Source organism: Paenarthrobacter sp. 10L420 (assembly GCF_056395385.1).
Genome location: NZ_JBFTJK010000002.1, coordinates 318048 through 342593, shown reverse-complemented (window position 1 = coordinate 342593; position 24546 = coordinate 318048). Strand labels below are relative to the sequence as shown.

The following is a 24546-nucleotide window of genomic DNA, read 5'->3' as shown; positions in this document are numbered from 1 at the left end:
TGCTGCTGACTCCATTAGAGCGCCGCTGACGATTTAGCACAACTAGATTCTTCTCAATCAACGATTTAGGATTTGCTAATGGAAATCCATCAGTTGCAGATGCTTCGTGAACTCGGGGACCTGGGCAGTGTCAAAGCTGTGGCCGAGACTCTTATGGTCACCCCATCGGCCGTTTCGCAACAGCTCGCGCTCCTGCAGAAATCGGTGGACGTTCCGCTGACACGCAAGGAAGGCCGCGCCCTGGTCCTCACCGACGCCGGACAGGTCCTCGCCGAGGCCGGGGCCGCCGTCGTGAACGCCATGGCGGATGCGCGGGCAGCGATCGGCGCCTATCACGACGCTCCGGACGCGCCTGTCAGTGTCAGTGCCTTCCACAGTGCGGGGCAGGCGCTGTTTGCGCCGTTGGCAGCGCTGTTGGCGTCCGACGGCGGGAAGTCGCCTAGGCTCCGACTCTCGGATGAGGATGTGGCCCAGGAAGATTTCCCGGGGTTGGTTGCCCGCTACGACCTCGTGCTGGCACACAGGATGGATAACAGCCCGCCGTGGCCGGAAGACAAAGTGGCCGTGATCCCACTGGCGGACGAACCCCTGGACGTCGCCCTACCCGCGGACCACCCGCTGGCATCCCGGCGCGAACTCAAGCCCTCCGACGTCGTGGATGAAACCTGGGTGACCAGCCGCGACGGCTACTCCCCTGCGGACGTGCTCGCCGCCGTCGTTGCCGTGAGTGGACGGCCCGCCGAAGTGCTGCACCGCATCAACGACTACTCAACTGTTGCCGCACTTGTGGCGGCTGGCGGCGCGATCGGACTCCTGCCAAGGTTCACGGCGCGGCGCGTCCTGGATGCCGGCGTTGTGCTGCGGCCCCTATCCGGCGTGAACGCGGTGCGTAAGATCGACATCCTGGCCAGGCCCGAAACGCTGAAACGGAAATCAGTCATGACGGTTTGCGAGTCACTTCAAACCGTCATGACCGAACTTATCGAGCTATCCAGCCCCCGCTAGCTAGCCACGGGCCAAGGCCGGTTGTCCGGCGTCGAAGTAGGCCACAAGCCCGGCGGGCAGTGCAGGGACCTCCCGCGCGCAGCCGTCGCCGCGCAGCGATTCGGTGGCGAGTACGCCGGCCACCACTGCCTGCCGTGCAGCTACGGGACTGGTCTGCGTTTGGCCGCCTCGGGAAGCGAAGCGAAGGAACTCCTCGATAAGGCGCGGGTCTGCGCCCCCATGGCCGCCGTCACCGTCCTGGATTGTGTGTACCTCGTCCGGCGCCGCATAGCCCGAGGTCCGGCTGGTCCAGACGTTGATGGTGTTCCCGGGGCCGTCGCCGAAGTTCTCGATTCTGCCCCTGGTGCCAATGATGGTGTAGTTGCGCCAGTAATCGGGGGTGAAGTGGCACTGCTGGTACGAAGCCAGAACGCCGTTGTCCAGGACCATGTTCATCATGGAAATGTCCTCGACGTCGATCACCTCAGCCAGGCCTCTCTGCTCCGTGGGCGGCCAATTGTCCACCGAGTACCATTCGCCCATGCGCTTGCCCGCGTTGTTGCTGCGGTTGGTGACATCGCCATAGACCGCGAGATCACCGACGGCGGCAACCCGCTTGGTGTACCCGCCGGCCAGCCAGTGGATCACGTCGATGTCGTGCGCCCCTTTTTGGAGGAGCAGGGAGGTGACATTGGCGCGCTGGGCATGCCAGTCCTTGAAGTAGTAGTCCCCGCCATCGCCGACAAAGTGCCGGCACCAGATGGCCTTGACCTCGCCGATCTTGCCCTCCTGAATGATTTGGCGCATCTGTACTACAACCGGCATGTGCCGCATATTGTGTCCAACGTACAAGCGCGTTCCGGTCTCATAGGCCGTCTTCAAAATCAGGTCCGCTGCCTCCACGGTGATATCCAGGGGCTTCTCACAGAAGGTCGCAATGCCGGCCTTGAGCGTACGAACCGCGACGGCGGCATGCTGGTTATCGGGGGTCAACACCAGGACAGCGTCCAGGTCGCTGGCGAGCACTTCTTCGAGGTCGCTGGTGATGCGGGCCGAGGGGATGCTCGCCGCGGCGTCCGCCCGTCCCCTCTCGCTCACGTCACAGACGATGGTGACTTCAGAGCCGTGACCCGGTTTATGGGCGTGTCTCCACAGCCCGGAGCGCAGGCCGAAACCCACGATGCCGACCTTCAAATCCTTTTCCATGAGGTGCAATTTCCTTCTGCTGGTTCGTTTAAAAAAGTCTGGTTGCTGAGCTGCGGTGGGGTGCGGATTCGCGCACGAACAGGTGCCACGGGAAGTCCAGGACCGCCGGCTCGCCCTTGGCCTCCGGGCCAGCGGGTGCCGTCGCCCGCTGCAAGAGAAGCCGGGCCATTTTGCCGAAGAAATCCACGGGGCCCACCGTGCTGAGCGACGGCGACATCCGCTCCCCCTCCACAGTGTTGCCCACGCCAATGATGTCCACGTCAACACCAACGGCGAGCCCGAGCCGTTGAGCCGCATTGATGGCAGCGACGGCGGCGAAGTCCGTGGTGGCGTAGATGGCACTAGGCCGCTCCGGCAGGCTGAGCAGCCGCGTTGTGGCAGCATACGCACCGGCGGACGTGCCATCGAAGAGGCCCACATAATCCTCGTTTTCCGGGATGCCGGCTTCCACCAGGGCCTCTGAGTAGGCCCGGTAGCGGGTGCCGCCCGAGGCGCCGGCAGCCGTGGCCGGGGTGACGCAAGCGATCCTCCGATGGCCGTGGAGGAGGTGCTCCACGGCCATGCGGCAACCTGGCCCTGCAATAGACCTGATGACGTCAAAGCCCTCAGGTTCAAGCTCTTCGTCAAAAGCCACGAGCGTGGTCCCATGCTCCGCGAGTTTCCGAAGTGCGCCCCGTTGTTCGGGCCGGACTGCATCCACGAAGACGGCATCGGCGTTATGAGTGCCAAGGACCTTCACCCAGTCGGCGTCGCCAAGGATCATCGGCGTGATCCCCAAGGGAGCTGCCGCCTTTTGCACCGCCTCGATGACGGATAACGACCAAGGATCGGACAGCATGGTCAATGACAGGATGACGGTGTTCGTCTGCCCTGTCCGGATAGCCCGGGCAGCCTGGTTGGGGCGGTAGCCAAGCCGCTCCGCAACTGCCTTGACCTTCTCCGCCGTCGGGTCCGAAACTCCCGGTCCCGCATCACCCCGGCGACCGGACAACACATAGGAAACCGTGGCCGTGGAAACACCCGCGAGTTCGGCCACCATGCGAATGGTGGGCCGGACGCCCGTGTTACTCGCTTTTGCCATGATTTCCCCCTGCTTGTTGGTGTTTCTTCTGGTTTTTTGAGGCTAGCTCCTGAACACGGGAGCTTCGGGATCCAACGCGGCCTGGAATTCGTCGCGCATCTTGTCACCGCCTTCGCTCTTCCAGCGCTTGACCGCGTCCTTGAGTTCATCGATCTTGGCCCGTCCGGTGATGATGTCCACCACCTTGTCGCGGAGCTGTTTGGTGATCTTCGCCCCCACCTTGGCGTTCGTATCGGAGTAGGAACCATTGGTGGGGTTGCGCCATGCGAGCTCCAGCAATTTTTCTTCCTGCTCGCTGACATACCGGGTGTCGTCGTCGAATCCCGGATTGAAAATGACGTTCTCCGGGCTGGACATGATGTTCAACGCCGAGACCAAGCCAGGCGCATTCGTGGTTCCCGTCTCCGTACGCACCGGGTTGCCCGAACCATCCAGGGTGTAATCCTGGCCGAGCTCGCCGAAGTTCTTCTGCATGTACTCCACCGTGCCAAACGGTGCCGACAGGTAGTTGATGAGGGCCAGCAGCTCACGGATCTTGTCCTCCCCAGCCTTCTTGAACGGCGTGAAACCCACCGTCCCGTAGCCCATGTCGTAGGTTGGCTTGACCTTCCCGTCGGCGCTGAACGGAATGAGGATGTCAAACTTGGCGGTCTTGTTCAGCGCCCGGTAGCTGCGGAGGTCATGGGGACCCACCACCACCTGTGCCGCAACACTGCCATTGGCAACGCGGGAACGAATGTCCGTGGCCTTGGAATCCGGGTAGAAAACGCCGGCTGCGAACATCTTGGCGGTGAACTCCACGCCGGCCATGTACTCATCAGTTTCGTATAAGTGCGTCAGCGTACGGTCCTTGTTGATGGCCCAGCTGTTCGGGGCGCCAAACCACTCGGTAACCATGTGCAGAGCATTGATATACGCGGGCTCCAGAGCATATTTCTGATCGCCAGGACGGGTCAGTTCCTTCGCCTTGTCCAGGAACTCGTCCGCGCTCGAAGCCTCAAAACCACCTACTTGTGCCCATGCGTCGTGGTTGCCCAGGTACACCTGGCCGAACGGGGTGCTCGGGATGGGTGCTCCCCAGATCTTGCCGTTCACGACGGCGGTCTTCCAGGAATCGGGCTTCAGCGCGCCCAGGTTGGGGTACTCGAGCACTGCGTCACCGGAGAGGTAGGGCGTCAGGTCCTGGAACTTCGCCTCGAGCATGGGGCCAACATTGGGAATTCCCTGGTTCGGCGGCACCCACATCATGTCCGGCAGTTCATTGCTGGCCAGGACAGTGGCGAACTTGGCCGGATAACCATCTCCGATGTCCTCGGCGATCTGCAGTTCCAGGTCGCCGCCAAGCTTGGCGTTGAGGCGCTGCCAGAAGGGGTTGTCCTTCAGGCCGGGACTCATGGTCTCGAAGGTTTCCGTCAGGCCGGTCACTTTGCCCTTAAGCGGCGGAGTCTTCACGGACTGCACGGCGGTGGGCAGTTTGAAGTATCCGGCCTGCAGGCCTTTGGCGTTACCGGCAAGATCCGGACTCACTCCGGTGAATTCCTTGTAGGTGGGCAGCTTGACCGAAGCCGAAGCAGCTGCGCCTCCGCTGCTCGCGGCTCCACCACCCCCGCAAGCAGACAGGCCGACGGCGGTGACGGCCAGGCCTGCGAGGCCAAGGAAGCCGCGACGGCTGAATCCAGCCTGTCCTGAGGTAGTGCTCGTCATGGCATAACCCTTTCTGGTTATTTACTGGTAGTTGATGCTGTTCTTATTGGTCCGGCATGCCGCGTAAACGACTAGCCCTTCACTGCGCCGGTGATGACGCCCTTGGCAAAGTGCTTTTGAAGGAATGGGTAAACCATCAGGATGGGAACCAGCGCCACCACGACTACAGCCATCTGGATGGATTGCGGCGGCGGTGTGGTGGTGATTCCGAGCTGGTCTGCCGCCCCACTGCCCTGGACTACGAAGTTGCGGAGCAGCAACTGGATGGGCCATTTGCTGTGGTCATTGATGTAGAGCAGGGCGTTGAAGAACGAGTTCCAGAAACCAACGGCATAAAACAAACCGACGACGGCGATCACAGCCTTGGACAGCGGCATGACGATCCGCCACAGGATCTGCCAATCGTTGGCACCATCGATCCGGGCGCTTTCGATCAGTTCACCCGGGATGTTCATGAAGAAGGAGCGCATCACCACGAAGTTGAAGGCGCCGAATATACCCGGGAGGATCAGCGACCACAGCGAGTCCAGCAGCCCGAGCTGACGAATCATGAGGAAGGACGGGATGAGGCCCGGCGCGAACAAGAGTGTGAACAACACGGCGAGTACCACAGGACGGCCGAAGAGGACTGATCGGCTGGTGGCGTACGCCATGGTGATCGTGACGAACAGCGCAAGAAGGGTGCCCACGGCGGTGATGACCATGCTGACCCCGAGGGACTGCAGAACCATGGGACCTTTGAAGATGGTCGCGTAGGCCTCCAAGGTGGGCCGCTCAGGCCAAAGCACGAATCCGCCTGCCTGTACGAGTTGTTCCGTGTCCGCCAGGGACGTGGACACCACGAGGAGCAGCGGCGTCAGGATGGACAGGCTGAAAAGGACGAGGACGACGGCTTTTACCGTCTGGTAGAGAGAAGAAGGGCGTTCCTTCCATACGGGTCGTTTGGGGTTGTAGCTCAGTTCCCGGGGTTTCCTCGTGAAAAGTGTTGTTGCCATGGGGTTCTCCTTGTGCAGCAGCTTCTGCAGCAGCCGCGTGGGCTCAGCGTGCTTGCTTTGCAAAAATTCCGTCTTCGCCCAAGCGGTGGGCAAGTTTGTTGGCGCCGTAGATCAGCAGGGCACTGACCACACCCTTCGCCAGGCCTGCTGCGGCACCTGAACTCCAGCCGCCACCGACCACACCGGTGTAGTAGGTAAAGGTGTCCAACACTTCCGCTGCCCCTGCACCCACTGCGTCGCGTTGCAGGATGAACTGCTCGAAGCCAACGGAAAGGATGTCGCCGATGCGAAGGATCAGAAGGAGCACGATCACGGGCCTTAGCCCAGGCAAGGTGATGTGCCACATCCTGCGCCAACGCCCAGCACCGTCAGCAGCGGCTGCTTCATACAGCGAGGCATCGATACTTGCCAGGGCGGCGATGAAGATGATCATGGCCCAGCCGGCGTCCTTCCAGATCATCTGGACGACCACCATGACGGGGAAGGTTTCCGGATTGGTCATGAACGGAATCGGATCCATGCCCATATCGCGAAGCAGGTTGTTGACGAAGCCCGCACCGCCCAACATCTGCTGGAAGAATGCGATCACCAGGACCCAGGACAAGAAGTGCGGCAGATAGGCGATGCTCTGGAAAATCCTCCGGATCCGTGTGCTGATCAGTGAGTCCACAATCAGTGCGAGCACCAGCGGCACCGGGAAAAGGAAAACCAGCTGCCACGCCGCAAGGTAGAGCGTGTTCCAGAATGCATGGATGAAGTCCGGGTTATCGAACAGGTCCACGAAGTTCTGCCAGCCGACAAAGAGGCTGTCCCCGATGCCGAGGTAGGGCTGGTAGTCCTGGAACGCGATGACGTTGCCCAGGATCGGGATGTAGAAGAAGAGCAGCAGGAAAGCAACACCCGGGAGCATCATCAGGAGCATCTGCTGATCCCGCCTCAGCCTTGACCGGAAGCTTTTTTGGGGCGCCCTGTTGCCCTTGCGCCTCCCCATGCCGGATTTTCCGGGCAATGCCTCCGGGACGCGGCGCGCTTCCGGCAAAGCCGGAGCTTGTTGCGTCGTCGAGTTCATACTGTCTCCTCAGTGCTGGGCCAGGGTCATCAATGGTGCCGGGAGAGTGTGATGCAAAACACGCTCGTTAACCGTTTAACAAACCATAGGCGACCACCTTCATGTTTGCAAGATCATGATTGAAACTGACGATAGAAATCAGCTTTGATCATTGTTGGGGGTGTGGCCGATCCCACTAAGATTGATGGAGAACCGCAGAGGAAAGGTTGAATATGGCAGACTGCTGCAGCCCTGGCGCCGGCGCCCGGGAACATTCGAAGCCGGGGCTGACGCTCCCCCTTCGTGCGGTGGGCGAACATCGGAACCCGACGGCCGGCGTCGTACGTTCCGGCAAGGATGCCGCGACGGCGGGTAATGGAGACGTCGAGATCCCGTCCGGGACCTTCGCAATGGGCGATCCTTTCGGCGAAGGCTACGACGGCGACGGCGAGACGCCAGTCCACGAAGTGTCCGTTTCCGCATTCACCATCAGCGCCACCACGGTCACCAACACGGAGTTCGCGGCCTTCGTGGATGCCACGGGGCACCGTACGGAATCTGAAGAGTTCGGGACCTCGGCGGTGTTCCATCTGGCAGTCAAGGCCGAGCCGCAGGACATCCTGAACAGGGTGAACAACGTCCCTTGGTGGCTCAATGTCCGCGGCGCAGACTGGGCCCACCCGGCCGGGCCCCTCTCCCACTGGACGGACATCCCGGACCATCCAGTGACGCACGTGTCCTTCAACGACGCGTTGGCCTACTGTGCGTGGGCGGGCCGACGACTGCCCACCGAAGCGGAATGGGAGTATGCAGCCCGCGGTGGTGCGACTGGGCAGCGGTATCCCTGGGGCAACGAACTTCACAATGACAGCGTCGAAGGCAGGGACCGGCACAACTGCAACATCTGGCAAGGCGAGTTCCCGGTACGCAACGACGTCGAGGACGGCTACCTCACCACAGCGCCGGCCAGGTCATTCGCCCCGAACGGCTACGGGCTGTACCAGACCAGCGGCAATGTGTGGGAGTGGTGCAGCGATTGGTTCCTGCCCAAGTACTACAAGACGTGTCTGGCCGCCGGAACCGTAGAAGACCCGCAGGGCCCAACGATTGGCCGCGGAAGGGTCATGCGCGGCGGCTCATACCTTTGCCACGACTCCTACTGCAACCGTTACCGGCTGGCCGCGCGGAGTTCCAACACGCCTGACTCGGCCAGCGCCAACCTCGGATTCAGGACAGTGGCGCTCTAAGGTTCCGGATCGTTGAGGACACTCATCAGTTGATGATTTCGCCGCGCTCGTCAGCAAGAATTGCCGCCAGGCGTTCCTTCCACGCTAGCAGCGCCTCGGGCTCCAGCCGTTTCCAATCGGTGACTTCGCCCAGGACCCTGAGCGGGGCCGTGCTGCGGTATGACCGCGTGGGGTTGCCGGGGAATTTCTTGTCGGTCACGTTGGGATCGTCCTCGAATGGCCCGGTCGGCTCGACGGCGTAAACGCGCGGTGCGCCGTCACCGGCCGCGAGTTCGGCAGCGAGTCCCGCGCCATCCCGCAGAGCAGTGAAGTAGATGTGGTTCATCACGACCTCGGGCCGGTAGTTCGACCTGAAGCCCGCGCTCAGGAGATCACCTTCCCGAAGGTTTGCCTTTGTGCCATGAAAGAACGGACCCTCGTCCAACGGTTGATTCACAGTTATACCCTAATCGCATGACGGTACAGACCAGCGCTACTGCGAAATCATCAATCACAGCTGAGTCCCTGGCCCCTTGTGTCCGTGCCCCCTGGGACCATGCCCCTTGATGACAGCCGGAAGCTCACCGGCCACAATCCGCTGGGCCGTTACGCTGTCGCCGTCCTTGGTCCCTGCTATCCGTACGGTGTCGCCGGCCTTAAGGTCCCCGGCGTTAGCGGAGGGCAGCGTGGGCTTGCCTTTGCCGTTGCGCAGTTCCGAGAGGTCGGTGGGCATGCGTGAGATGCGGGTCCCGGAGTTGATTGCGTAGCTCTGCGTGAAGCCATCCTCGCTCTTGACGGTAATGGCGGAATCACTCACGGACTCGATCTTGCCGGTCTGTGTGACCACAGTGCGGAAGGTGCCGTCCTGCTCTTTCACAACGTGCTCGCCATGGATCCCCTGTGCCCGCCCCTCAGCGCGCTTGGCGCCGTCAGATGCCGAGGGACTTGGTGAGGCAGTAGCGCTCGACGGCGATGGGCTGGGCTGGGTGCCTGCCCACACTGCGGCAGCCCCGCCGCCGGTCAGGGCGACGGCAACGCCGCTGGCGATAAGGGCCTTACGAAGGCCCGGTGTAATGGTGGCCATGCATCCATTCTGCTCCCCATACACAAAAAAGTAGCTCGCAGTTGCGGTTGTTCTGAGCTCTCAAAACAACCACAACTGCGAGCTACCTGGGCAATTCGCCGCCGAATTTAGCCTTCGACGCCGAGCTTCTCCAGGATGAGCTCGCGAACGCGGTTGGCATCAGCCTGGCCACGCGTTGCCTTCATGACACCGCCCACAATCGCGCCGATGGCCTGGATCTTGCCGCCACGGATCTTCTCCGCGACGTCAGGCTGTGCCGCGAGGGCGGCGTCGATGGCTTCCAGCAGCGGACCGTCGTCGGAAACCACCGCGAGGCCGCGCTTTTCAACAATCTCGGCCGGTGTACCTTCGCCGGCAAGAACGCCGTCCAGGACCTGCGTAGCCATCTTGTTGTTGATCTTGCCGTCCTCGACCAGCTTGTTCAGCTCGACGATGACCTGCGGTGTGACACCGAGAGCGGAAGGATCGACGTCGGCAACCTTGGCGCGGCCAACAATCTCACCCATCCACCATTTCCGGGCAACATCTGCGCTGGCACCGGCTGCGATGGTTTCTTCGATGGAGTCCATGACGCCGGCGTTGACCACATCGCGGAACTCCAGATCCGAGTAGCCCCACGCTTCCTTGAGCCGCTTGCGGCGCTCGGCCGGCGGCTCCGGAAGGGTGGCGCGAAGCTCCTCCACCCACTCACGGGAGGCGACGACGGGAACCAGGTCCGGCTCCGGGAAGTAGCGGTAATCGTCGGCGTCGGACTTGGCGCGGCCCGACGTCGTCGATCGCGTGTCCTCGTGCCAGTGGCGCGTCTCCTGGATCACCGGCTGGCCGGAGTCCAGGACTGCAGCGTGGCGCTGGATCTCGTAACGAACGGCGTGCTCGACGGCGCGCAGCGAGTTAACGTTCTTCGTCTCCGAGCGGATGCCGAAGCGTTCCTGGCCGTGCGGGCGCAGGGAAACGTTGGCGTCGCAGCGGACGTTGCCGCGTTCCATCTTGGCGTCCGAAACACCAAGGTTCTTCACGATTTCGCGGACTGCGGCAACGTAAGCCTTGGCCAGCTCCGGGGCGCGGCTTCCGGCACCCTGGATCGGCTTGGTGACGATTTCCACCAACGGAACACCCGAACGGTTATAGTCCACCAGCGAGTAGTCGGCGCCTTGGATGCGGCCCGCGGAACCACCCATGTGGGTGAGCTTTCCGGCATCCTCTTCCATGTGGGCACGCTCGATCTCGACGCGGAAGATCGTGCCGTCCTCAAGCTCGATGTCGAGGTAACCGTCGTAGGCGATGGGCTCGTCATACTGCGAGGTCTGGAAGTTCTTCGGGGTGTCCGGGTAGAAGTAGTTCTTCCGGGCGAAACGGCAGTACTCGGCGATCTTGCAGTTCAGGGCAAGGCCGATCTTGATGGAGGACTCCACAGCCGTCTTGTTCAGCACCGGGAGGACGCCGGGCATGCCGAGATCCACCTCATTGACGTTGGTGTTCGGCTCGTCGCCGAAGACGTTCGGTGCGGAGGAGAACATCTTGGTCTTGGTGTTGAGCTCCACGTGGACCTCGAAACCCAGAACAGGATCGTACTTCTCCATGGCCTCTTCGAAGCTCAGGGTTGCGTCGACGGACATTAGTTTGAACCTCCGGCGGAGTTGGATGCGGCACCGAGAGCGGGTGTCTTCAATTCAGGAGCCTGGGCAAGAAGCGGGCCGCCCCACTTTTCTTCCAGGATGGCCTCCAGCACAGCACCGACGCGGTACAGGCGGGCATCCTGGCGGGCAGGGGCCAGGAGTTGCACGCCAACGGGCAAGCCGTCCTCGTCAGCCAGGCCACCGGGCAGCGACAAGCCCGGGATACCAGCCATATTGGCGGGTATGGTGGCGACGTCGTTCAGGTACATGGCCAGGGGATCGTTCGCCTTCTCCCCCAGCTTGAACGCCGTGGTGGGAGCGGTAGGCGAAATGAGGACATCCGCCTTCGAGAACGCGGCGTCGAAGTCGCGCTGAATGAGCGTGCGGACCTTCTGCGCCGAACCGTAGTAGGCGTCGTAATAGCCAGCGCTCAGGGCGTAGGTGCCCAGGATGATGCGGCGCTTGACCTCATCACCAAAGCCAGCGGCACGGGTTGCACCCATGACGCGCTCGATCGTCATTGGGCCGTCCTTGGGCAGGGCGCGCAAGCCATACCGAACGCCGTCGAACTTGGCCAGGTTGCTGGACGCCTCGGACGGCATGATCAGGTAGTAAGCGCCCAGGGCGTACTTCAGGTTGGGGCAGGAAACCTCAACAATTTCCGCGCCTGCATCCTTCAGCAGCTGAAGGGACTCGTTGAAACGGTTCTCGACGCCGGCCTGGTAGCCCTCGCCGTGCAGCTCCTTGATGATGCCGATCTTCATGCCAGCAACATTGCCCACGCGGGCAGCCGCGGCCAGGTTGTCGAACGGATCGGTCAGGGACGTGGAATCGAACGGATCATGGCCGCCGATGACTTCCTGCAGCAGAGCCGCGTCCAGCACCGTGCGGGAGACCGGGCCAATCTGGTCCAGCGAGGACGCCATGGCAATCGCGCCGTAGCGGGAAACTGCACCATACGTCGGCTTGACGCCGACAGTTCCGGTGACGGCACCCGGCTGGCGGATTGATCCACCGGTGTCAGTTCCCAGCGCCAGCGGGGCTTCAAAAGCAGCGACGGCGGCTGCCGAGCCACCGCCTGAACCACCAGGAATGCGGTCCAGGTCCCAGGGGTTGCGGGTGGGTCCGTACGCCGAATGCTCCGTGGAGGAACCCATGGCGAACTCGTCAAGGTTGGTCTTGCCCAAAATGGGCATCTTGGCCGCGCGCAGCTTCTTCACCACGGTGGCGTCATAGGGGCTGTGCCAGCCCTCAAGGATCTTCGAGCCAGCCGTCGTCGGCTGGCCAATCGTCACGATCAAGTCCTTCACCGCGATCGGCACACCAGCCAGGGCATGGAGTTCCCCGGCAGCGGCGCCACCAGCGGCACGCGCAGCGTCAACCTCGGCCGCAACAGCCAGGGCTTCCTCAGTATTAACGTGCAGGAACGCGTTGATCTGGCCGTCCACGTCAGCAATACGGTCAAGGTGCGCCTGCGTCACTTCAACAGCGGAGACCTCGCGGGCAGCAAGCTTCGCAGCAAGATCGGCAGCGGAGTGGCGAATGAGTTCGTTCTTAAGCTCAGTCATGGTAATTAGTCCTCATCCAGGATTGCCGGGACCTTGAAACGGTTCTCGTAAGCATCCGGAGCGCCGGACAATGCCTGCTCAGCCGTAAACGTGTGGCCCACGATGTCCTCACGGAACACGTTGGTCAACGGAATCGGGTGGGACGTGGCCGGGACATCCTCCCCGGCGGCTTCGCTGACGGACTTCACCGAATCCACGATGACGGCAAGCTCAACCGCCATCCTGTCCAACTCTTCGGCACTCATTTCAATGTGAGCCAGACGCGCAAGATGCGCGACGTCGTCACGGTTGATCGCAGCCATGGATCTCCCCTGCAAAGTTCAAATGGTTTTCCGAACCAGTCTACTTGGCTGTGCGGGACGATACCGACGCCGAATGGGTGAGCAGCAGCTGACCCGGCGCCTTTCGGCGGCCCGCGCGACGCTCCCTCGGCTGCTCGCTCGTTCCTCGCTTAGACGCAGCCTACGGGAGGTCCCGCCCACCGCTGATGTGCCTCCCTCCCCTAACGCCGAACCCACCCAGCGCCGAGTCACCCCAACAACAAGCGAGACAGCAAAGCGGACCATTCGGGCTTTGCTGTCTCGTTTGTTTATTGGGGTGGGGGCTGGGTGGGTTTGGCAGTGGCTCCTACGTGTGGGCTGAAGCGGGCGCCCCTCGCAAACGAACCCAGGCATCCGGAAGCGTGTCAAAGCGACGAAGGAGCAGCACGCGGAGGATGTCTGGGTTCTTTTGCACCGGAGGGCGGCCGTTTCGGGCCGCCGTCCGGATGCTGTCTGTCCTGCGTAGCGGCCCCCGGATCACAGAGGCCCTATTGGAGCAGGTCAGCCGATGCCGATAGCTCCGGTCAGGACACCGACCGCGAGCATGACGATCGAAATGACTGCAGTGCGCCAGAGGACCTTCTTGTGGTGGTCGCCCAGGTCTACCTTTGCCAGGGACACGAGCAGCAGGATCGCGGGAACCAGGGGGCTCTGGAGGTGGAACGGCTGGCCGGTGATGGAAGCGCGGGCCATGTCTGCTGCGCCAACGCCATAGTGGGCTGCGGTTTCGCTGAGGACCGGCAGTGCCCCGAAGTAGAACGCGTCGTTGCTCATGAAGAAGGTCATCGGGATGCTCAGCACGCCGGTGATGACTGCCATGAATGGGCCCATGTCCGCGGGGATGATCTGGACGAGCCACTCGGACATTGCCTTGACCATGCCGGTGCCGTTGAGGACACCGGTGAGGACTGCAGCGGCCATGACCATGCTGACGACGGCGACGATTGACGGTGCGTGGGCGATCAGCTGGGCGCCCTGGTCCATGACCTTGGGGAAGTTGACCAGCAGTGCGATGGCCGCGCCCACCATGAAGACGAACGGGAGCGGGACGATGTTCGCTACCAGGGTGACCATGACGGCGACCGTGAGCCCAAGGTTGAACCAGAACAGTTTGGGGCGGAGCGTGGTGCGGTTGGGATCCAACGCGGTATCAGCCATGGCGGTGTCGTGGTCGTCCACCAGCTCTTCAGTACGTTCAAGAACTGCGACGCCGGCCCCTCCGCCGGTTACGGGCTTGGGTGCGGTGCGGCCAAAGCCGAAGCGGCCCTTGCTGAAGCCCGAACCACCACTACCAGTGGCGGCCGAACCGCCGCGGCCATTGCCGCCGTCGAACGCGTCGGAAGGATTGGCGACGTCGCCCCAGATTTCGGGAGCGGTGGTGCGGAGGCGGTTACGTTCCTGCAGACCGAGCAGCCAGGAGAAGACGAGCACGACGATGAGGCCAACGATGAGGGACGGGACCATGGGGACGAAGACGTCGTTGACATCCAGTTTCAGTGCGGTAGCGGCACGGGCTGTGGGTCCACCCCACGGCAGGATGTTCATGGTGCCGTTGGCGAGACCGGCCACGCAGGTGAGGACCACGGGGCTCATCTTCAGGCGCAGGTAGACCGGCAGCATGGCGGCGGTGGTGAGGATGAAGGTGGTTGAGCCGTCACCGTCCAGTGAGACTGCCGCGGCGAGGATAGCCGTGCCCAGGACTACCTTGGCGGGATCATTGCCGAGCTTGCGCAGAATGAACTTCACCAGGGGGTCGAACAGCCCGACGTCGATCATCAGGCCGAAGTAGATGATGGCGAACATGAGGAGCGCGGCCGTGGAGGTCATGGACTTCATGGAGTCCATGACCATGGGGCCGATGCCCAAGCCAGCCCCCGCGAAGAGACCAAAGATGGTGGGGACGATGATCAGCGCCAAGACGGGCGTCAACTTTTTGGTCATGATCAGGACCATGAATACCGCAATCATTGCGAATCCAAGCAAAACCAGCACGGCCGGCTCCTTACTACTGTGAATGGCACCACTTCGGTGTGATGCGCACTACAGACGTTATAGTGGCGCCCGTCACGGGCTGGGGTTTCCGGGAATTGTTGGGAATACTGATCATTGCGAGCGTTTTGCGCATTGTGCTCAGTGCTTCAATGGAGCTGGAGGAAAGGAGTAACGGTGCCGCGCTTTACCAGGGTCAGTATGCGTTTCTCCACCCAGACGCTCCTTCTCCAACTGGGGGTAGTTCTGCTTGTAGTGCTCCTGAGCGGTGCCGTCCATGCGTGGCTGGTCTACGAACGGATCGGCGACGAAGCCGAAAACCAAGCACTCACCCTCGCCCGCACAGTTGCGGCGGATCCCGATATCAGGGAAGACGTCCAGGCCATCAGCAAAGAAGAAGGAACGCCGCCGCCCAGCGTCCTTGCCGCCGGACCCTTGCAGGCAGCGGCAGAAGCAGCCCGGATCCGCACTGGGGCCCTCTTCGTGGTCATCACGGATGAAACCGGGCTCCGTTTGGCCCACCCGGAAATTGCGCGGCTCGGTGAACGCGTGAGCACAGATCCCTCCGTAGCATTGGCCGGCCAGGAAATCACCACCCGCAACACCGGCACTTTGGGTCCATCGGCGGGGGCCAAGGTGCCGGTGTACGCGCCCTCGTCCGGCGGCGTTGCAACCGCTGGCACGATCGTGGGTGAAGTCAGCGTGGGCTACTCCATGGAGTCCCTCAGCAAGAGCCTGGCACGGGACATTGTGCCCATCGCCCTGACCGCCGGAGGGGCACTCCTGGCGGGCGTCCTCGCTTCATTCCTGCTCCGGCGCCGCCTGCAACGACTCACGTTGGGCTTGGAACCTGAGGAAATCAGCACCCTCGTCCACGACCAAGTGGCTGTGCTCCAGGGCGTGGATGAGGGCGTGATCGGTGTCGCCGCTGACGGACGCATCTCCGTGTTCAACGCCGCCGCAGCCAGGCTCCTGGACCTGCCCGACGCCACCGGCCAGGATTGGGCCACGGCCAACGTTCCTGCCCAGCTCAAGCAACTCACCCAACCGGCAGCCCGTGATGCCGAAGCCGTGGAACTCGTAGCCGGCGGAAGGGTCCTGGTGGCCAGCGCCCGAAAAGCCTGGCACCGCAAGGAAGACCTCGGCTGGGTGGTCATGCTCCGCGACCGCACCGAACTGCAGCAACTGACCCGCCAGTTGGACGCGGTGGGAACCATGTCCACCGCCCTGCGCGCCCAGCGCCACGAATTCGCCAATCAACTCCACACCATCGCGGGCTTCATGAGCATCGGCCAACACGAACAGGCCAAGGAATACCTGGCAAGGATCTCCGCCACCGGTCCCCTGAAGTTCCCTGTGGAGCAGGCGGAACTCCTTCAGGACACGTACTTGCAGGCTTTCGTCGGCGCCAAGAGCGTGGAGGCCTCCGAACGCGGAGTGGCGCTCCGAATCGGGCCGGAAACGCTGGTCCGTGGACACGTGGCCGATCCGCAGGATGTCACCACAGTGCTCGGTAACCTTATCGACAACGCCGTGAGTGCCGCCGTCGCCGGTTCCGCTACGGAGCGCTGGGTAGAACTTGAGTTACTGGACGATGCCGGCCAGGACAGTGGAACGCTGCACATCGTTGTCGGCGATTCCGGGGACGGTTTGGGTGGCCTGGAACCCGAGGAAGTCTTCGCCGAAGGATTCACGACGTCGGAACAACCGGTACGCCCGGGGGCCGGACAAGGTTTGGGCTTGGCTTTGGTGCGGCAGTTGGCCCGGCACAGAGGTGGTGACGTCCGCGTCCTGGAGACCGGCAGGAAAGGCGGCCCCGGAGCCGTCTTCATGGCGACAATACCGGGCGTGATGGGGCGAACGGCCGACGGCGGCGCTGAAGCCCCAACCGGCACGGCCACATCGACCGGCAGGGCACTCGGCACGGAAGCCGGTACGACAATGCGGGAGGACAGCAGTGGCTGAGGATTTGAGGGTGCTCATCGTGGATGATGATTTCCACGTTGCCAGACTGCATGCAGCCTACGTGGACTCGGTGGCCGGATTCATGGCGCTCGCTCCGGCCGGTTCGGTGTCCCAGGCGCTGCAGGCGATCCACAGCCTCCGCCCTGACTTGCTGTTGCTGGACGTCTACCTGCCGGACGGTTCAGGACTCGATTTGCTGGGCCAGCTGGACATCGATGCGATTATGCTGACAGCGGCCTCTGACGCCCCGTCCATCAGGGTTGCCATGCGGCGCGGCGCCCTGGGGTACTTGTTGAAGCCCTTCACTGCGGAATCCTTGTCCCAGCAGTTGAGGTCCTATGCACGGTATCGCCGGATCCTTGGGCAGCAAACGGGGGTTGACCAGACCACCATCGAGCGTGCAAAACGGGCACTGATCCCAGGCGACGTGACGCCCACGCAAAAGCCACGCTCGGCAACCGAAGCCGCGGTTCTGGAATCGCTGCTTCCTGGCGAACAGTACTCAGCGGCGGAAGTCGCAGACCGGGTAGGCGTTTCCCGGGCGACCGCGCAGAGGTACCTGTCCTCGCTTGCCGACGACGGCGCCGTCGAAATCCAATTACGCTACGGAAGCACGGGCCGCCCGGAACACCGCTACGGCATTCCGGGCTAGCCCAAGTAGGTCGCAGTTGGGTGAACTACGCGGACTTCTGCGCGACGAGCTCGATCTCCACCAGCATCTTGGAATCCAGGAACGGCAGGACGTGCACCAAGGCAAGGGTGGGACGAATCTCGCCGAAAACCTCGCCGTGGGCGCGGCCTGCGTCTTCCCACTTGCTGATGTCCGTCAGGTACAGCTTGGACTGAACGACGTCCTCGTAGGAGAAACCGGCTTCTTCCAGGACCGCTCCGAGCTTCTCGAGGATGTATTTGGTCTGCGAGTAGAAGTCATCGCCCACAATGCCGTCAGGCCCACTGGCCGCCGTGGCAGAAATGAAGAGTGTGTTGTCCACCTGGACCGCGCGGGAGTATCCAAGGGTCTGTTCCCAAACGGAACCCGTGCCATATGTCTTGCGCATGCCGCGCCTTTCCTGATCGCCGTGCCCGTCCCGGGTATACGAAACGTGACGGGGTTTACGAAAGGAAACTTTATGACTACGCGAGGTCCAGCCTGTAAACGAACAGCTTTATGTCGGTGCCGGGGACGAACCAGTCCCGGTGGGGAGCGCGGGCAAAACCGGTCCGGGCATAGAGGGCGTTGGCACTCTCCCACGTGGCTCCCGTGGTGAGGGACACAGCACCGATGCCGTCCATCTCTTTGGCTTGTTCGACGACGGCCTGTACCAAAGCCCGTCCGGCGCCGGAACGCTGCACTGCGGGATCAACCACGAGGGTGCGCAGTTCCAGTTCGTCGTCCAGGCCAATGTCGGAGAAACCGCCACCCGCTGGTGCTGCCGTGACGGAACCGATCACCTGGCCGTTCCGTTCAGCGACGAAGATCTCGGCGTGCTCCGCGCGCGCTGCCACGTCCTGGAGTTGCCGCAGGTACGGGTGGTCGGCACTGCCGTAGTACCCGGCGGTGACGTATGAATCCTGCGTGATGCGGGCCACGTCGTCATAGTCTTCGGGCAGGGCTGGACGGACAGTAATCGACGAATGCACTTATCAATGGTAGTGGCGCGGTCACGGCACCAAACGCCAAACAGCCCTTTCCGTGACCGAACTATCAGTCCGGCGCTGAATTCCCGACGGCGGATTGTTGCGTCATGTGGATGAGGCCGGGTATCGCCGGGCTGCTTTTCTGTTGCCTTCTGTGGCGCTTGATTGAGTCCTATGGCGTGCTGTGAAGCCCGGTTTCCCGGTGTTGCGGGCACGTGTCGAAGAGCTGGCGAAGGGTGCTGGGACCGTGTTTGAGTTGCCACACGCAGCCCTCACCGGAACCCCAACCCCTCAGCAAAAACCCAGGAGAAACCCATGTCCACCCCACCACGCCAACTCCACCTCAACGCCTTCCTGATGAGCACCGGCCATCACGAAGCCTCGTGGCGCCTGCCGGAAAGTGACCCTTTCGCCTCCACCAAGGTGGAGCACTACCAGCACCTCGCCCGCACGGCCGAACGCGGCAAGCTGGACTCCATCTTCTTCGCGGACTCCCCTGTCCTCTTCGGAGAAGTGGGCCGTCGCCCCGCCGGCAAGCTGGAACCTACGGTGCTACTCACCGCGATCGCCGCCGCAACACAAAAGATCGGCCTGATCGCCACTGCCTCCACCACCTACAACGACCCCTTCAACCTGGCACGCCGCTTCGCTTCGGTGGACTGGGTGAGCGGGGGCCGCGCCGGGTGGAACGTCGTCACGACGGCGGGGCCGGACGCTGCAAGGAACTTCGGCGTCGATGACCAACCGGCACACGCGGTTCGCTACGAGAGGGCGGCCGAGTTCATCGACGTAGCCCAGAAACTGTGGGACAGCTGGGAGGATGACGCAGTGCTCGCTGACAAGGCCGAGGGTGCGTGGGGAGATGCCCACAAGATCCGCGCCATTGAGCACGAAGGCAAACACTTCCGCGTCCGCGGCCCGCTGAACGTCCCCCGTTCCCCACAAGGCCATCCGCTGATCGTGCAGGCCGGCTCCTCGGAGGACGGCAAGAAGCTCGCCGCCCAATACGCCGAGGCAGTCTTCACCGCCCATCAGACATTGGAGGATGCCCAGGCTTTCTACGCCGATCTTAAGGCCCGCACCTTGGCCGCCGGACGGGATCCCGAAGGCATCAAGATCCTGCCGGGCATCGTCCCGGTGATTGGTTCCACCGAGGCAGAAGCGCTGGAGCTTGAGCGCGAACTCGATGAGCTGATCAAGCCCGAGTATGCCCGGGAGCAGTTGGCGAAGACCCTGCGTGTGGCACCCCAGGACCTGCCCCTGGACCAGCAGCTGCCGGCAGACCTTCCCGCCGAAGACGACATCGAGGGTGCGAAGAGCCGCTACACGCTGATCGTGGAGCTTGCCCGTCGCGAGCAGCTCACAGTCCGGCAGCTGATCGGTCGCTTGGGTGGCGGGCGTGGCCACCGCACCTTCTCCGGGACACCCGAGCAGGTAGCCGACGCCATCCAGGACTGGTTCATAGCTGGCGCAGCCGACGGTTTCAACATCATGCCGCCGGTCCTCCCCTCCGGTTTGGAGATCTTCGTGGACCAGGTGGTGCCGATCCTCCAGCAGCGTGGCCTCTTCCGCACCGAATACACGGCGTCGACGCTGCGCGGGCACTACGGACTTGCACGGCCTGCGAACCGCTTTGCAGGCTCTGCGGCGCAGAAGCTCACCTCCATCGGCTCGGCGTTCTGATGACCTTACGGTAAAACCCGGCTTTAGCTGTCAGCGCTTGGGCCAACTCCACAACGGGCCTTCCAAGGAACCGAGTCCCTTGATCCTGGTCTGGCCCAAGTCCTTATAGAGCTCGTGCTCGTGGGCCGCTCCACTTTCCCGGAGCGCCCTGAGCAGTGCTTCGGAGTGTGTCACCACGATCATCTGGCTGTTGGCGCTGGCTTGGACGATGAGTCCAGCCAGTGCCGGCATCAGATCGACGTGGAGGCTCGTCTCCGGTTCGTTGAGGACCATCAATTCCGGTGGGCGCGGAGTGAGCAATGCGGCGGTCAACAGCAGGAACCGCAACGTTCCATCCGAGAGTTCGGCTGCCTTCATGGGCCGCAGCATTCCAGGCTGCCGCAACTCCACGCTGAAGCGGCCGTCGCTCACGGCAATGCCGAGGCGGCTCCCCGGAAAAGCGTGATCGACGGCGGCATCCAACTGCCGCTCAAATCCCACTTCACGCAGGGTCTGCAGTGCCGCAGCCAGATCCTTCCCACTGTGGTGCAGCACGGGGGTGCGGGTGCCGAGTTGCGCCTGCCGTGCGGGGGCTTCGGCATCTGTCCGGAAGTGATCGTAGAACCGCCAGGAACGCACGGAGTCCCGGACCCGCAGCACTTCAGGAGCCCGGTCCTGGTCCGATACTTCGGTCAACATGCTCTGGAAGGTGTCCAGCCGCCGCGAAAGTTCAGTCCAATCCCCGTCAGGTCCCCGGAGCTTCGCCAGGCTTCCTTTGCGATCCACCAACAGGGAACCTGGCCTTGCTACCGGTCCGGAAAAGATCTGCTCGCGCTTGATCTCGGGATCCAAGCTAAAAGCCGAAGGGCGGGATCTGCCTGTTTCCTGGTCGAATCCCGCTCCGCTGGACGCGGGCATCCCCAAATCCACGAGGTAGCCGAAGTCGTCCCCGGAATAGCCCAGCTTCAGATTGATGGAGTCCCTGCGGACCGCGCCTTGGACCGGAACTTCGCCACGCCGCATCGCCTCGCTGATCGACTCGGGGCCAGCCCAGAGTGTGGAGGCCAGCCCGCCATCCCTGGCCAAAGATCCCACTACATTTCCGGAGTCACCCCCGGCACATTCGGCCAACAGGCGCAGCGCTCGGTAAAGGGATGATTTGCCACTGCCGTTGGCCCCGGTGACCACGTCCAGGCCATGCAGCTCAACCGCGAGATCGCGGATGGAGCGGTAATTGGCGATCGCAAGGGTCCTGATCATGGCGAGGGGATGCTGGTCATGGGTGCAGGAGAGTCACAGGGGAAATTTGCCGGACAGCTCCAAGGCCCCTGCGCACGTCCACGCGGCCAAGCGATCCTCGATGGTTGGACCGCCGTCGAGTGGGCTCTCAAGCCGTGGCCTGCGCACCCAACAGCCCGCCTCTTCGGCGATCAGGGCACCGGCGGAGAAATCATGTTCGTTCAGTCCCCGCTCCCCGAAGGCGTCATAAGTGCCATCTGCCACCAGGCACAGATCCAAAGCCGCGGAACCCAGTCTTCGAACATCCGCGAAGCCGTTCATCAGTTCGGCGAGGCCTTCCGCTTGATTGGCGCGGGTATCGGGATCGTAACTGAATCCGGTCGCAAGAATGAGGCCGGTACGTCCGGGAACGGGGCCAGCCAGCCGGCTGGTCTCCCCCGCGACTTCCAACCAGGCGCCCTCGCCCCGGGCCGCCGAATAGACCCGGCCCAGGGCCGGCGCGTGAACTACTCCCGCCATCCAGACGCCGTCGGCATCTGCCACGGCCACTGACGTGGCGTAATAGACGATGTTGCGGATGAAGTTGGTGGTGCCATCAAGGGGATCAATGGACCAGCGGTAACCCGAGGCTTGCTCGGGCCGCGTTGTACCGTGCTCCTCGCCCGTGATGGCGTCGTTGGGCCGTGCCGCCAGGATAGCCTCGCGGACGGCGTTCTCGGCTGCGATATCGAACTCGGTCACCCAGTCGCCGGCATCGCCTTTGTTGGATATTCCCAACTCCACCCCGCCTGTGCCTGCGGCAGATCTCCGGGACAGGACAGCCGCGCCCGCAGCAGCAGCGCGTTTCGCTACGGCGAGCAGCTCGATGGCGTCGGTCATTCTGCTTCTGCCTTCACTGTCTCAGCCACCTCGGCCTCGGTTTCGGCGTCGGACTGGGCCTCGGCGTCAACGTCAGCGTCGGCCTTTGCCGGGCCATTCGCCAACAGCTCGCGGAAGCCGTCCTCATCCAATATCGGAACACCGAGCTGCTCGGCTTTATCCAGCTTGGTCCCGGCACTTTCTCCAGCCACGAGGTAGCTGGTGTTCTTGGACACCGATCCGGAGGCCTTCCCGCCACGGATGATGATGGCTTCCTTGGCCTCGTCCCGGCTGAAGTTGGGCAGCGTCCCCGTGACCACGATAGTGAGGCCCTCAAGGGTTCGCGGCATGCTGGTATCGCGTTCGTCTTCCATCCGCACACCGGCAGCTGCCCAGCTGTCCACAATCTCGTTGTGCCAGTCCACGGCGAACCATTCCTTCAGTGCCGCCGCGATGGTAGGTCCAACGCCGTCCACATGCGCAAGCTGATCTTCAGTGGCATTTCGAATCGCGTCCATGCTGCCAAACGCCGTTGCGAGGGCCCGGGAAGCAGTGGGTCCCACATGGCGAATGGACAATGCCACGAGGACACGCCACAGGGGCTGCTTCTTCGCTTTCTCCAGCTCGGCAAAGAGTTTTTCCGTGGTTGCCGTTGGCTTCGATGGCGACTTGGCCGTCCCCCTTGAGTAGAAGTACGGAACAAGCTCATACTGGCCCGTGCCAATGCCCTTGGACCTCTTCTCCCTGCGGATCATGACATTCGCCAGATCCTCACGCTTCAACGAGAACAGCCCGGCTTCGCTGGTCAATGGAGGAGTCTCCGGCTCTGCCGGCTGGGTCAAGGCGATTGCCGCTTCCCAGCCCAAGGCCTCGATATCAAACGCACCGCGGCCAGCCAGATGGAAAACACGCTCACGAAGCTGTGACGGGCAGGACTTGGCGTTGGGGCAACGGATGTCCACGTCGCTTTCTTTCGCCGGTGCCAGCGGGGTACCGCAGGATGGGCACTCGGTGGGCATCACGAATTCGCGCACGGGTGGATCCTGTTGGTCGCGCAGCGCCAGTACAGGCCCAACGATCTCGGGAATGACATCCCCGGCCTTGCGGAGAATGACGATGTCGCCGATCATCACGCCCTTGGCCTTGACCACATCCTGGTTGTGCAGAGTGGCCATCCCCACGGTGGAACCCGCAACCTTCACCGGCTCCATGAGGCCGAACGGCGTGACCCGCCCCGTGCGGCCGACGTTGACGAGGATGTCCAACAGTTTGGTGTGGACTTCCTCCGGCGGGTATTTGTAGGCGGCGGCCCATCTGGGGACGCGGGAGGTGTAGCCGAGGGCACGTTGTGTGGCGAAGTCGTCTATTTTGACCACGATGCCGTCGATCTCATGAAGGAGGTCGTGCCGGTGCTCGCCGTAATGCGCGATGAATTCCAGGACGCCCTCAAAGGAATCCAGAACTTTGAAATAAGGGCTGACAGGCAGCCCCCAGTCGGCCAGCAGCTTGTAGGTTTCTGATTGGCTCTTGGCATCCAGGCCTTCGCGGGCACCAATGCCGTGCACGAACATGCTCAGTGGACGCTTCGCTGTTTCAGCAGGGTCCTTCTGGCGGAGCGAGCCCGCGGCCGCATTGCGCGGATTGGCGAGGGGCGCTTTGCCAGCGGCAACCAGGGCCTCATTGAACTCAACAAAGGCCTTGGAAGGAATGAATACTTCCCCACGGATTTCAACTTCCGAGGGATAACCCGAGCCGTTGAGCTGACGCGGGATCTCCTTGATGGTGAGGACGTTGTGCGTGATGTCCTCACCGGTTGTGCCATCACCGCGGGTGGCCGCGCGAACCAATTTTCCATCCCTGTACAGCAGGTTGACGGCGAGTCCATCGATTTTCAGTTCAGTCAGCCAGGCAATGTGCGGGACGCTGTCCCCGAGTCGGGCCACCGACGCTTCAGCCTTGCGTACCCAGGCTTCGAGTTCCTCGAGGGAAAAGACGTCGTCCAGGCTGTACATCCGCTGTAGATGCGCGACGGCGGTGAAGGCGGCAGAGACTTCACCACCGATTTCCTGGGTCGGTGAGTCGTTGGAGACGAGTTCCGGGTGCAGCGCCTCGATTTCCTCCAGGCGACGGTAGAGTTCATCGAACTCGGCGTCGGAAACCGTGGGGGCGTCCTCTTGGTAATAGGCGTACCGGTACTTGCGCACGAGGTCCGCAAGCTGCTCATACTCATCCCGCAGGCTCTCCGAGGGAGGTGTTCCCTCTTCTGCGACCAAGGCCGCAGCGGCATCCTGGGTTGTGGTGCGGACCGGATCTGGATTCTCTGGTGTGCTCACAGGTCTATCTTGCCGCAACCCACGGACAAT

The 24546-nt window shown here is 62.7% G+C and carries 21 protein-coding genes; 5 read left to right on the top strand and 16 right to left on the bottom strand.

Annotated features, from left to right (window positions below):
- Positions 1 to 78: 78 nt before the first annotated feature.
- On the top strand, positions 79 to 1005 hold the full coding sequence (locus AC1DD5_RS06670) for a LysR family transcriptional regulator (RefSeq protein WP_477520940.1): 927 nt from the start codon (positions 79 to 81) through the stop codon (positions 1003 to 1005).
- Here the strand turns inward: AC1DD5_RS06670 and AC1DD5_RS06665 are convergent, their stop codons facing one another.
- The 5 genes from AC1DD5_RS06665 to AC1DD5_RS06645 all read right to left on the bottom strand — a co-directional run bounded on the left by AC1DD5_RS06665 (position 1006) and on the right by AC1DD5_RS06645 (position 7039).
- Entirely contained in the window at positions 1006 to 2190 is a 1185-nt protein-coding gene (locus AC1DD5_RS06665) for a Gfo/Idh/MocA family protein (RefSeq protein WP_477520939.1), read from the bottom strand.
- A 28-nt stretch (positions 2191 to 2218) separates the two neighbouring features.
- A complete protein-coding gene (locus AC1DD5_RS06660) occupies positions 2219 to 3271 on the bottom strand; it encodes a LacI family DNA-binding transcriptional regulator (RefSeq protein ID WP_477520938.1) in 1053 nt (350 codons plus the stop codon).
- A 42-nt stretch (positions 3272 to 3313) separates the two neighbouring features.
- Positions 3314 to 4975, bottom strand: a complete 1662-nt coding sequence (locus AC1DD5_RS06655) for a type 2 periplasmic-binding domain-containing protein (protein ID WP_477520937.1) — start codon at positions 4973 to 4975, stop codon at positions 3314 to 3316.
- 71 nt (positions 4976 to 5046) lie between these two features.
- Positions 5047 to 5970 carry a carbohydrate ABC transporter permease gene (locus AC1DD5_RS06650; protein ID WP_477520936.1) on the bottom strand — a complete coding sequence of 308 codons (924 nt, stop codon included), beginning with the start codon at positions 5968 to 5970 and terminating at the stop codon, positions 5047 to 5049.
- A 43-nt stretch (positions 5971 to 6013) separates the two neighbouring features.
- Entirely contained in the window at positions 6014 to 7039 is a 1026-nt protein-coding gene (locus AC1DD5_RS06645; RefSeq protein ID WP_477520935.1) for an ABC transporter permease, read from the bottom strand.
- Positions 7040 to 7251: 212 nt separating this feature from the next.
- Here AC1DD5_RS06645 and AC1DD5_RS06640 point away from each other — a divergent pair, with 212 nt between their 5' ends.
- A complete protein-coding gene (locus AC1DD5_RS06640; RefSeq protein ID WP_477520934.1) occupies positions 7252 to 8265 on the top strand; it encodes a formylglycine-generating enzyme family protein in 1014 nt (337 codons plus the stop codon).
- Between the two features lie 25 nt (positions 8266 to 8290).
- Here AC1DD5_RS06640 and arr read toward each other — a convergent pair whose 3' ends face one another.
- From arr to AC1DD5_RS06610, 6 genes are all read right to left on the bottom strand, one after another.
- Complete coding sequence (gene arr, locus AC1DD5_RS06635) at positions 8291 to 8701, bottom strand: NAD(+)--rifampin ADP-ribosyltransferase (RefSeq protein WP_477520933.1); 411 nt, start codon at positions 8699 to 8701, stop codon at positions 8291 to 8293.
- A 54-nt stretch (positions 8702 to 8755) separates the two neighbouring features.
- Positions 8756 to 9328, bottom strand: coding sequence for a DUF5666 domain-containing protein (locus tag AC1DD5_RS06630; protein WP_477520932.1), 573 nt, complete (start codon positions 9326 to 9328; stop codon positions 8756 to 8758).
- Positions 9329 to 9435: 107 nt separating this feature from the next.
- On the bottom strand, positions 9436 to 10944 hold the full coding sequence (gatB, locus tag AC1DD5_RS06625; protein WP_477520931.1) for an Asp-tRNA(Asn)/Glu-tRNA(Gln) amidotransferase subunit GatB: 1509 nt from the start codon (positions 10942 to 10944) through the stop codon (positions 9436 to 9438).
- Positions 10944 to 12512, bottom strand: coding sequence for an Asp-tRNA(Asn)/Glu-tRNA(Gln) amidotransferase subunit GatA (gatA, locus tag AC1DD5_RS06620; RefSeq protein ID WP_477520930.1), 1569 nt, complete (start codon positions 12510 to 12512; stop codon positions 10944 to 10946). Before gatA ends, gatB begins: the two co-directional genes overlap by 1 nt.
- A gap of 5 nt (positions 12513 to 12517) precedes the next feature.
- A complete protein-coding gene (gene gatC / locus AC1DD5_RS06615) occupies positions 12518 to 12814 on the bottom strand; it encodes an Asp-tRNA(Asn)/Glu-tRNA(Gln) amidotransferase subunit GatC (RefSeq protein WP_477520929.1) in 297 nt (98 codons plus the stop codon).
- A 519-nt stretch (positions 12815 to 13333) separates the two neighbouring features.
- The gene (locus tag AC1DD5_RS06610; RefSeq protein WP_477520928.1) at positions 13334 to 14824 is read right to left on the bottom strand and encodes a CitMHS family transporter; all 1491 of its coding nucleotides are present in this window, start codon (positions 14822 to 14824) and stop codon (positions 13334 to 13336) included.
- 198 nt (positions 14825 to 15022) lie between these two features.
- On the opposite strand from AC1DD5_RS06610, the gene AC1DD5_RS06605 reads away from it, so the two are divergent.
- Positions 15023 to 16786, top strand: a complete 1764-nt coding sequence (locus AC1DD5_RS06605; RefSeq protein ID WP_477520958.1) for a sensor histidine kinase — start codon at positions 15023 to 15025, stop codon at positions 16784 to 16786.
- A complete protein-coding gene (locus AC1DD5_RS06600; RefSeq protein ID WP_442016957.1) occupies positions 16779 to 17438 on the top strand; it encodes a response regulator in 660 nt (219 codons plus the stop codon). Before AC1DD5_RS06605 ends, AC1DD5_RS06600 begins: the two co-directional genes overlap by 8 nt.
- Positions 17439 to 17463: 25 nt before the next feature.
- Here the strand turns inward: AC1DD5_RS06600 and AC1DD5_RS06595 are convergent, their stop codons facing one another.
- Complete coding sequence (locus AC1DD5_RS06595; RefSeq protein ID WP_223948469.1) at positions 17464 to 17844, bottom strand: RidA family protein; 381 nt, start codon at positions 17842 to 17844, stop codon at positions 17464 to 17466.
- Between the two features lie 76 nt (positions 17845 to 17920).
- Positions 17921 to 18427 (bottom strand): GNAT family N-acetyltransferase, encoded by a 507-nt coding sequence (locus AC1DD5_RS06590; protein WP_477520927.1) that lies wholly within the window; start codon positions 18425 to 18427, stop codon positions 17921 to 17923.
- A 312-nt stretch (positions 18428 to 18739) separates the two neighbouring features.
- Between AC1DD5_RS06590 and AC1DD5_RS06585 the strand changes: the two genes are divergently transcribed.
- Positions 18740 to 20107, top strand: a complete 1368-nt coding sequence (locus AC1DD5_RS06585; RefSeq protein WP_477520926.1) for an LLM class flavin-dependent oxidoreductase — start codon at positions 18740 to 18742, stop codon at positions 20105 to 20107.
- 30 nt (positions 20108 to 20137) lie between these two features.
- Here AC1DD5_RS06585 and AC1DD5_RS06580 read toward each other — a convergent pair whose 3' ends face one another.
- The 3 genes from AC1DD5_RS06580 to ligA are packed head-to-tail and all read right to left on the bottom strand — an operon-like array spanning position 20138 to position 24516.
- On the bottom strand, positions 20138 to 21346 hold the full coding sequence (locus AC1DD5_RS06580) for an AAA family ATPase (RefSeq protein WP_477520925.1): 1209 nt from the start codon (positions 21344 to 21346) through the stop codon (positions 20138 to 20140).
- A 33-nt stretch (positions 21347 to 21379) separates the two neighbouring features.
- Positions 21380 to 22204 (bottom strand): inositol monophosphatase family protein, encoded by an 825-nt coding sequence (locus AC1DD5_RS06575; protein WP_477520924.1) that lies wholly within the window; start codon positions 22202 to 22204, stop codon positions 21380 to 21382.
- Complete coding sequence (ligA, locus tag AC1DD5_RS06570) at positions 22201 to 24516, bottom strand: NAD-dependent DNA ligase LigA (RefSeq protein ID WP_477520923.1); 2316 nt, start codon at positions 24514 to 24516, stop codon at positions 22201 to 22203. Before ligA ends, AC1DD5_RS06575 begins: the two co-directional genes overlap by 4 nt.
- Positions 24517 to 24546: the final 30 nt, after the last annotated feature.

Excerpts from the sequence above, each read along its gene's own strand:
- AC1DD5_RS06645 (WP_477520935.1), bottom strand. The coding sequence starts at position 7,039 with ATGAACTCGACGACGCAACAAGCTCCGGCTTTGCCGGAAGCGCGCCGC.
- AC1DD5_RS06605 (WP_477520958.1), top strand. The coding sequence starts at position 15,023 with ATGCGTTTCTCCACCCAGACGCTCCTTCTCCAACTGGGGGTAGTTCTG.
- AC1DD5_RS06630 (WP_477520932.1), bottom strand. The coding sequence starts at position 9,328 with ATGGCCACCATTACACCGGGCCTTCGTAAGGCCCTTATCGCCAGCGGC.
- gatA (WP_477520930.1), bottom strand. The coding sequence starts at position 12,512 with ATGACTGAGCTTAAGAACGAACTCATTCGCCACTCCGCTGCCGATCTT.
- AC1DD5_RS06595 (WP_223948469.1), bottom strand. The coding sequence starts at position 17,844 with ATGCGCAAGACATATGGCACGGGTTCCGTTTGGGAACAGACCCTTGGA.
- gatB (WP_477520931.1), bottom strand. The coding sequence starts at position 10,944 with ATGTCCGTCGACGCAACCCTGAGCTTCGAAGAGGCCATGGAGAAGTAC.
- AC1DD5_RS06640 (WP_477520934.1), top strand. The coding sequence starts at position 7,252 with ATGGCAGACTGCTGCAGCCCTGGCGCCGGCGCCCGGGAACATTCGAAG.
- AC1DD5_RS06585 (WP_477520926.1), top strand. The coding sequence starts at position 18,740 with ATGTCCACCCCACCACGCCAACTCCACCTCAACGCCTTCCTGATGAGC.
- AC1DD5_RS06650 (WP_477520936.1), bottom strand. The coding sequence starts at position 5,970 with ATGGCAACAACACTTTTCACGAGGAAACCCCGGGAACTGAGCTACAAC.
- AC1DD5_RS06575 (WP_477520924.1), bottom strand. The coding sequence starts at position 22,204 with ATGACCGACGCCATCGAGCTGCTCGCCGTAGCGAAACGCGCTGCTGCT.
- AC1DD5_RS06665 (WP_477520939.1), bottom strand. The coding sequence starts at position 2,190 with ATGGAAAAGGATTTGAAGGTCGGCATCGTGGGTTTCGGCCTGCGCTCC.
- AC1DD5_RS06670 (WP_477520940.1), top strand. The coding sequence starts at position 79 with ATGGAAATCCATCAGTTGCAGATGCTTCGTGAACTCGGGGACCTGGGC.
- AC1DD5_RS06660 (WP_477520938.1), bottom strand. The coding sequence starts at position 3,271 with ATGGCAAAAGCGAGTAACACGGGCGTCCGGCCCACCATTCGCATGGTG.
- AC1DD5_RS06580 (WP_477520925.1), bottom strand. The coding sequence starts at position 21,346 with ATGATCAGGACCCTTGCGATCGCCAATTACCGCTCCATCCGCGATCTC.
- AC1DD5_RS06655 (WP_477520937.1), bottom strand. The coding sequence starts at position 4,975 with ATGACGAGCACTACCTCAGGACAGGCTGGATTCAGCCGTCGCGGCTTC.
- gatC (WP_477520929.1), bottom strand. The coding sequence starts at position 12,814 with ATGGCTGCGATCAACCGTGACGACGTCGCGCATCTTGCGCGTCTGGCT.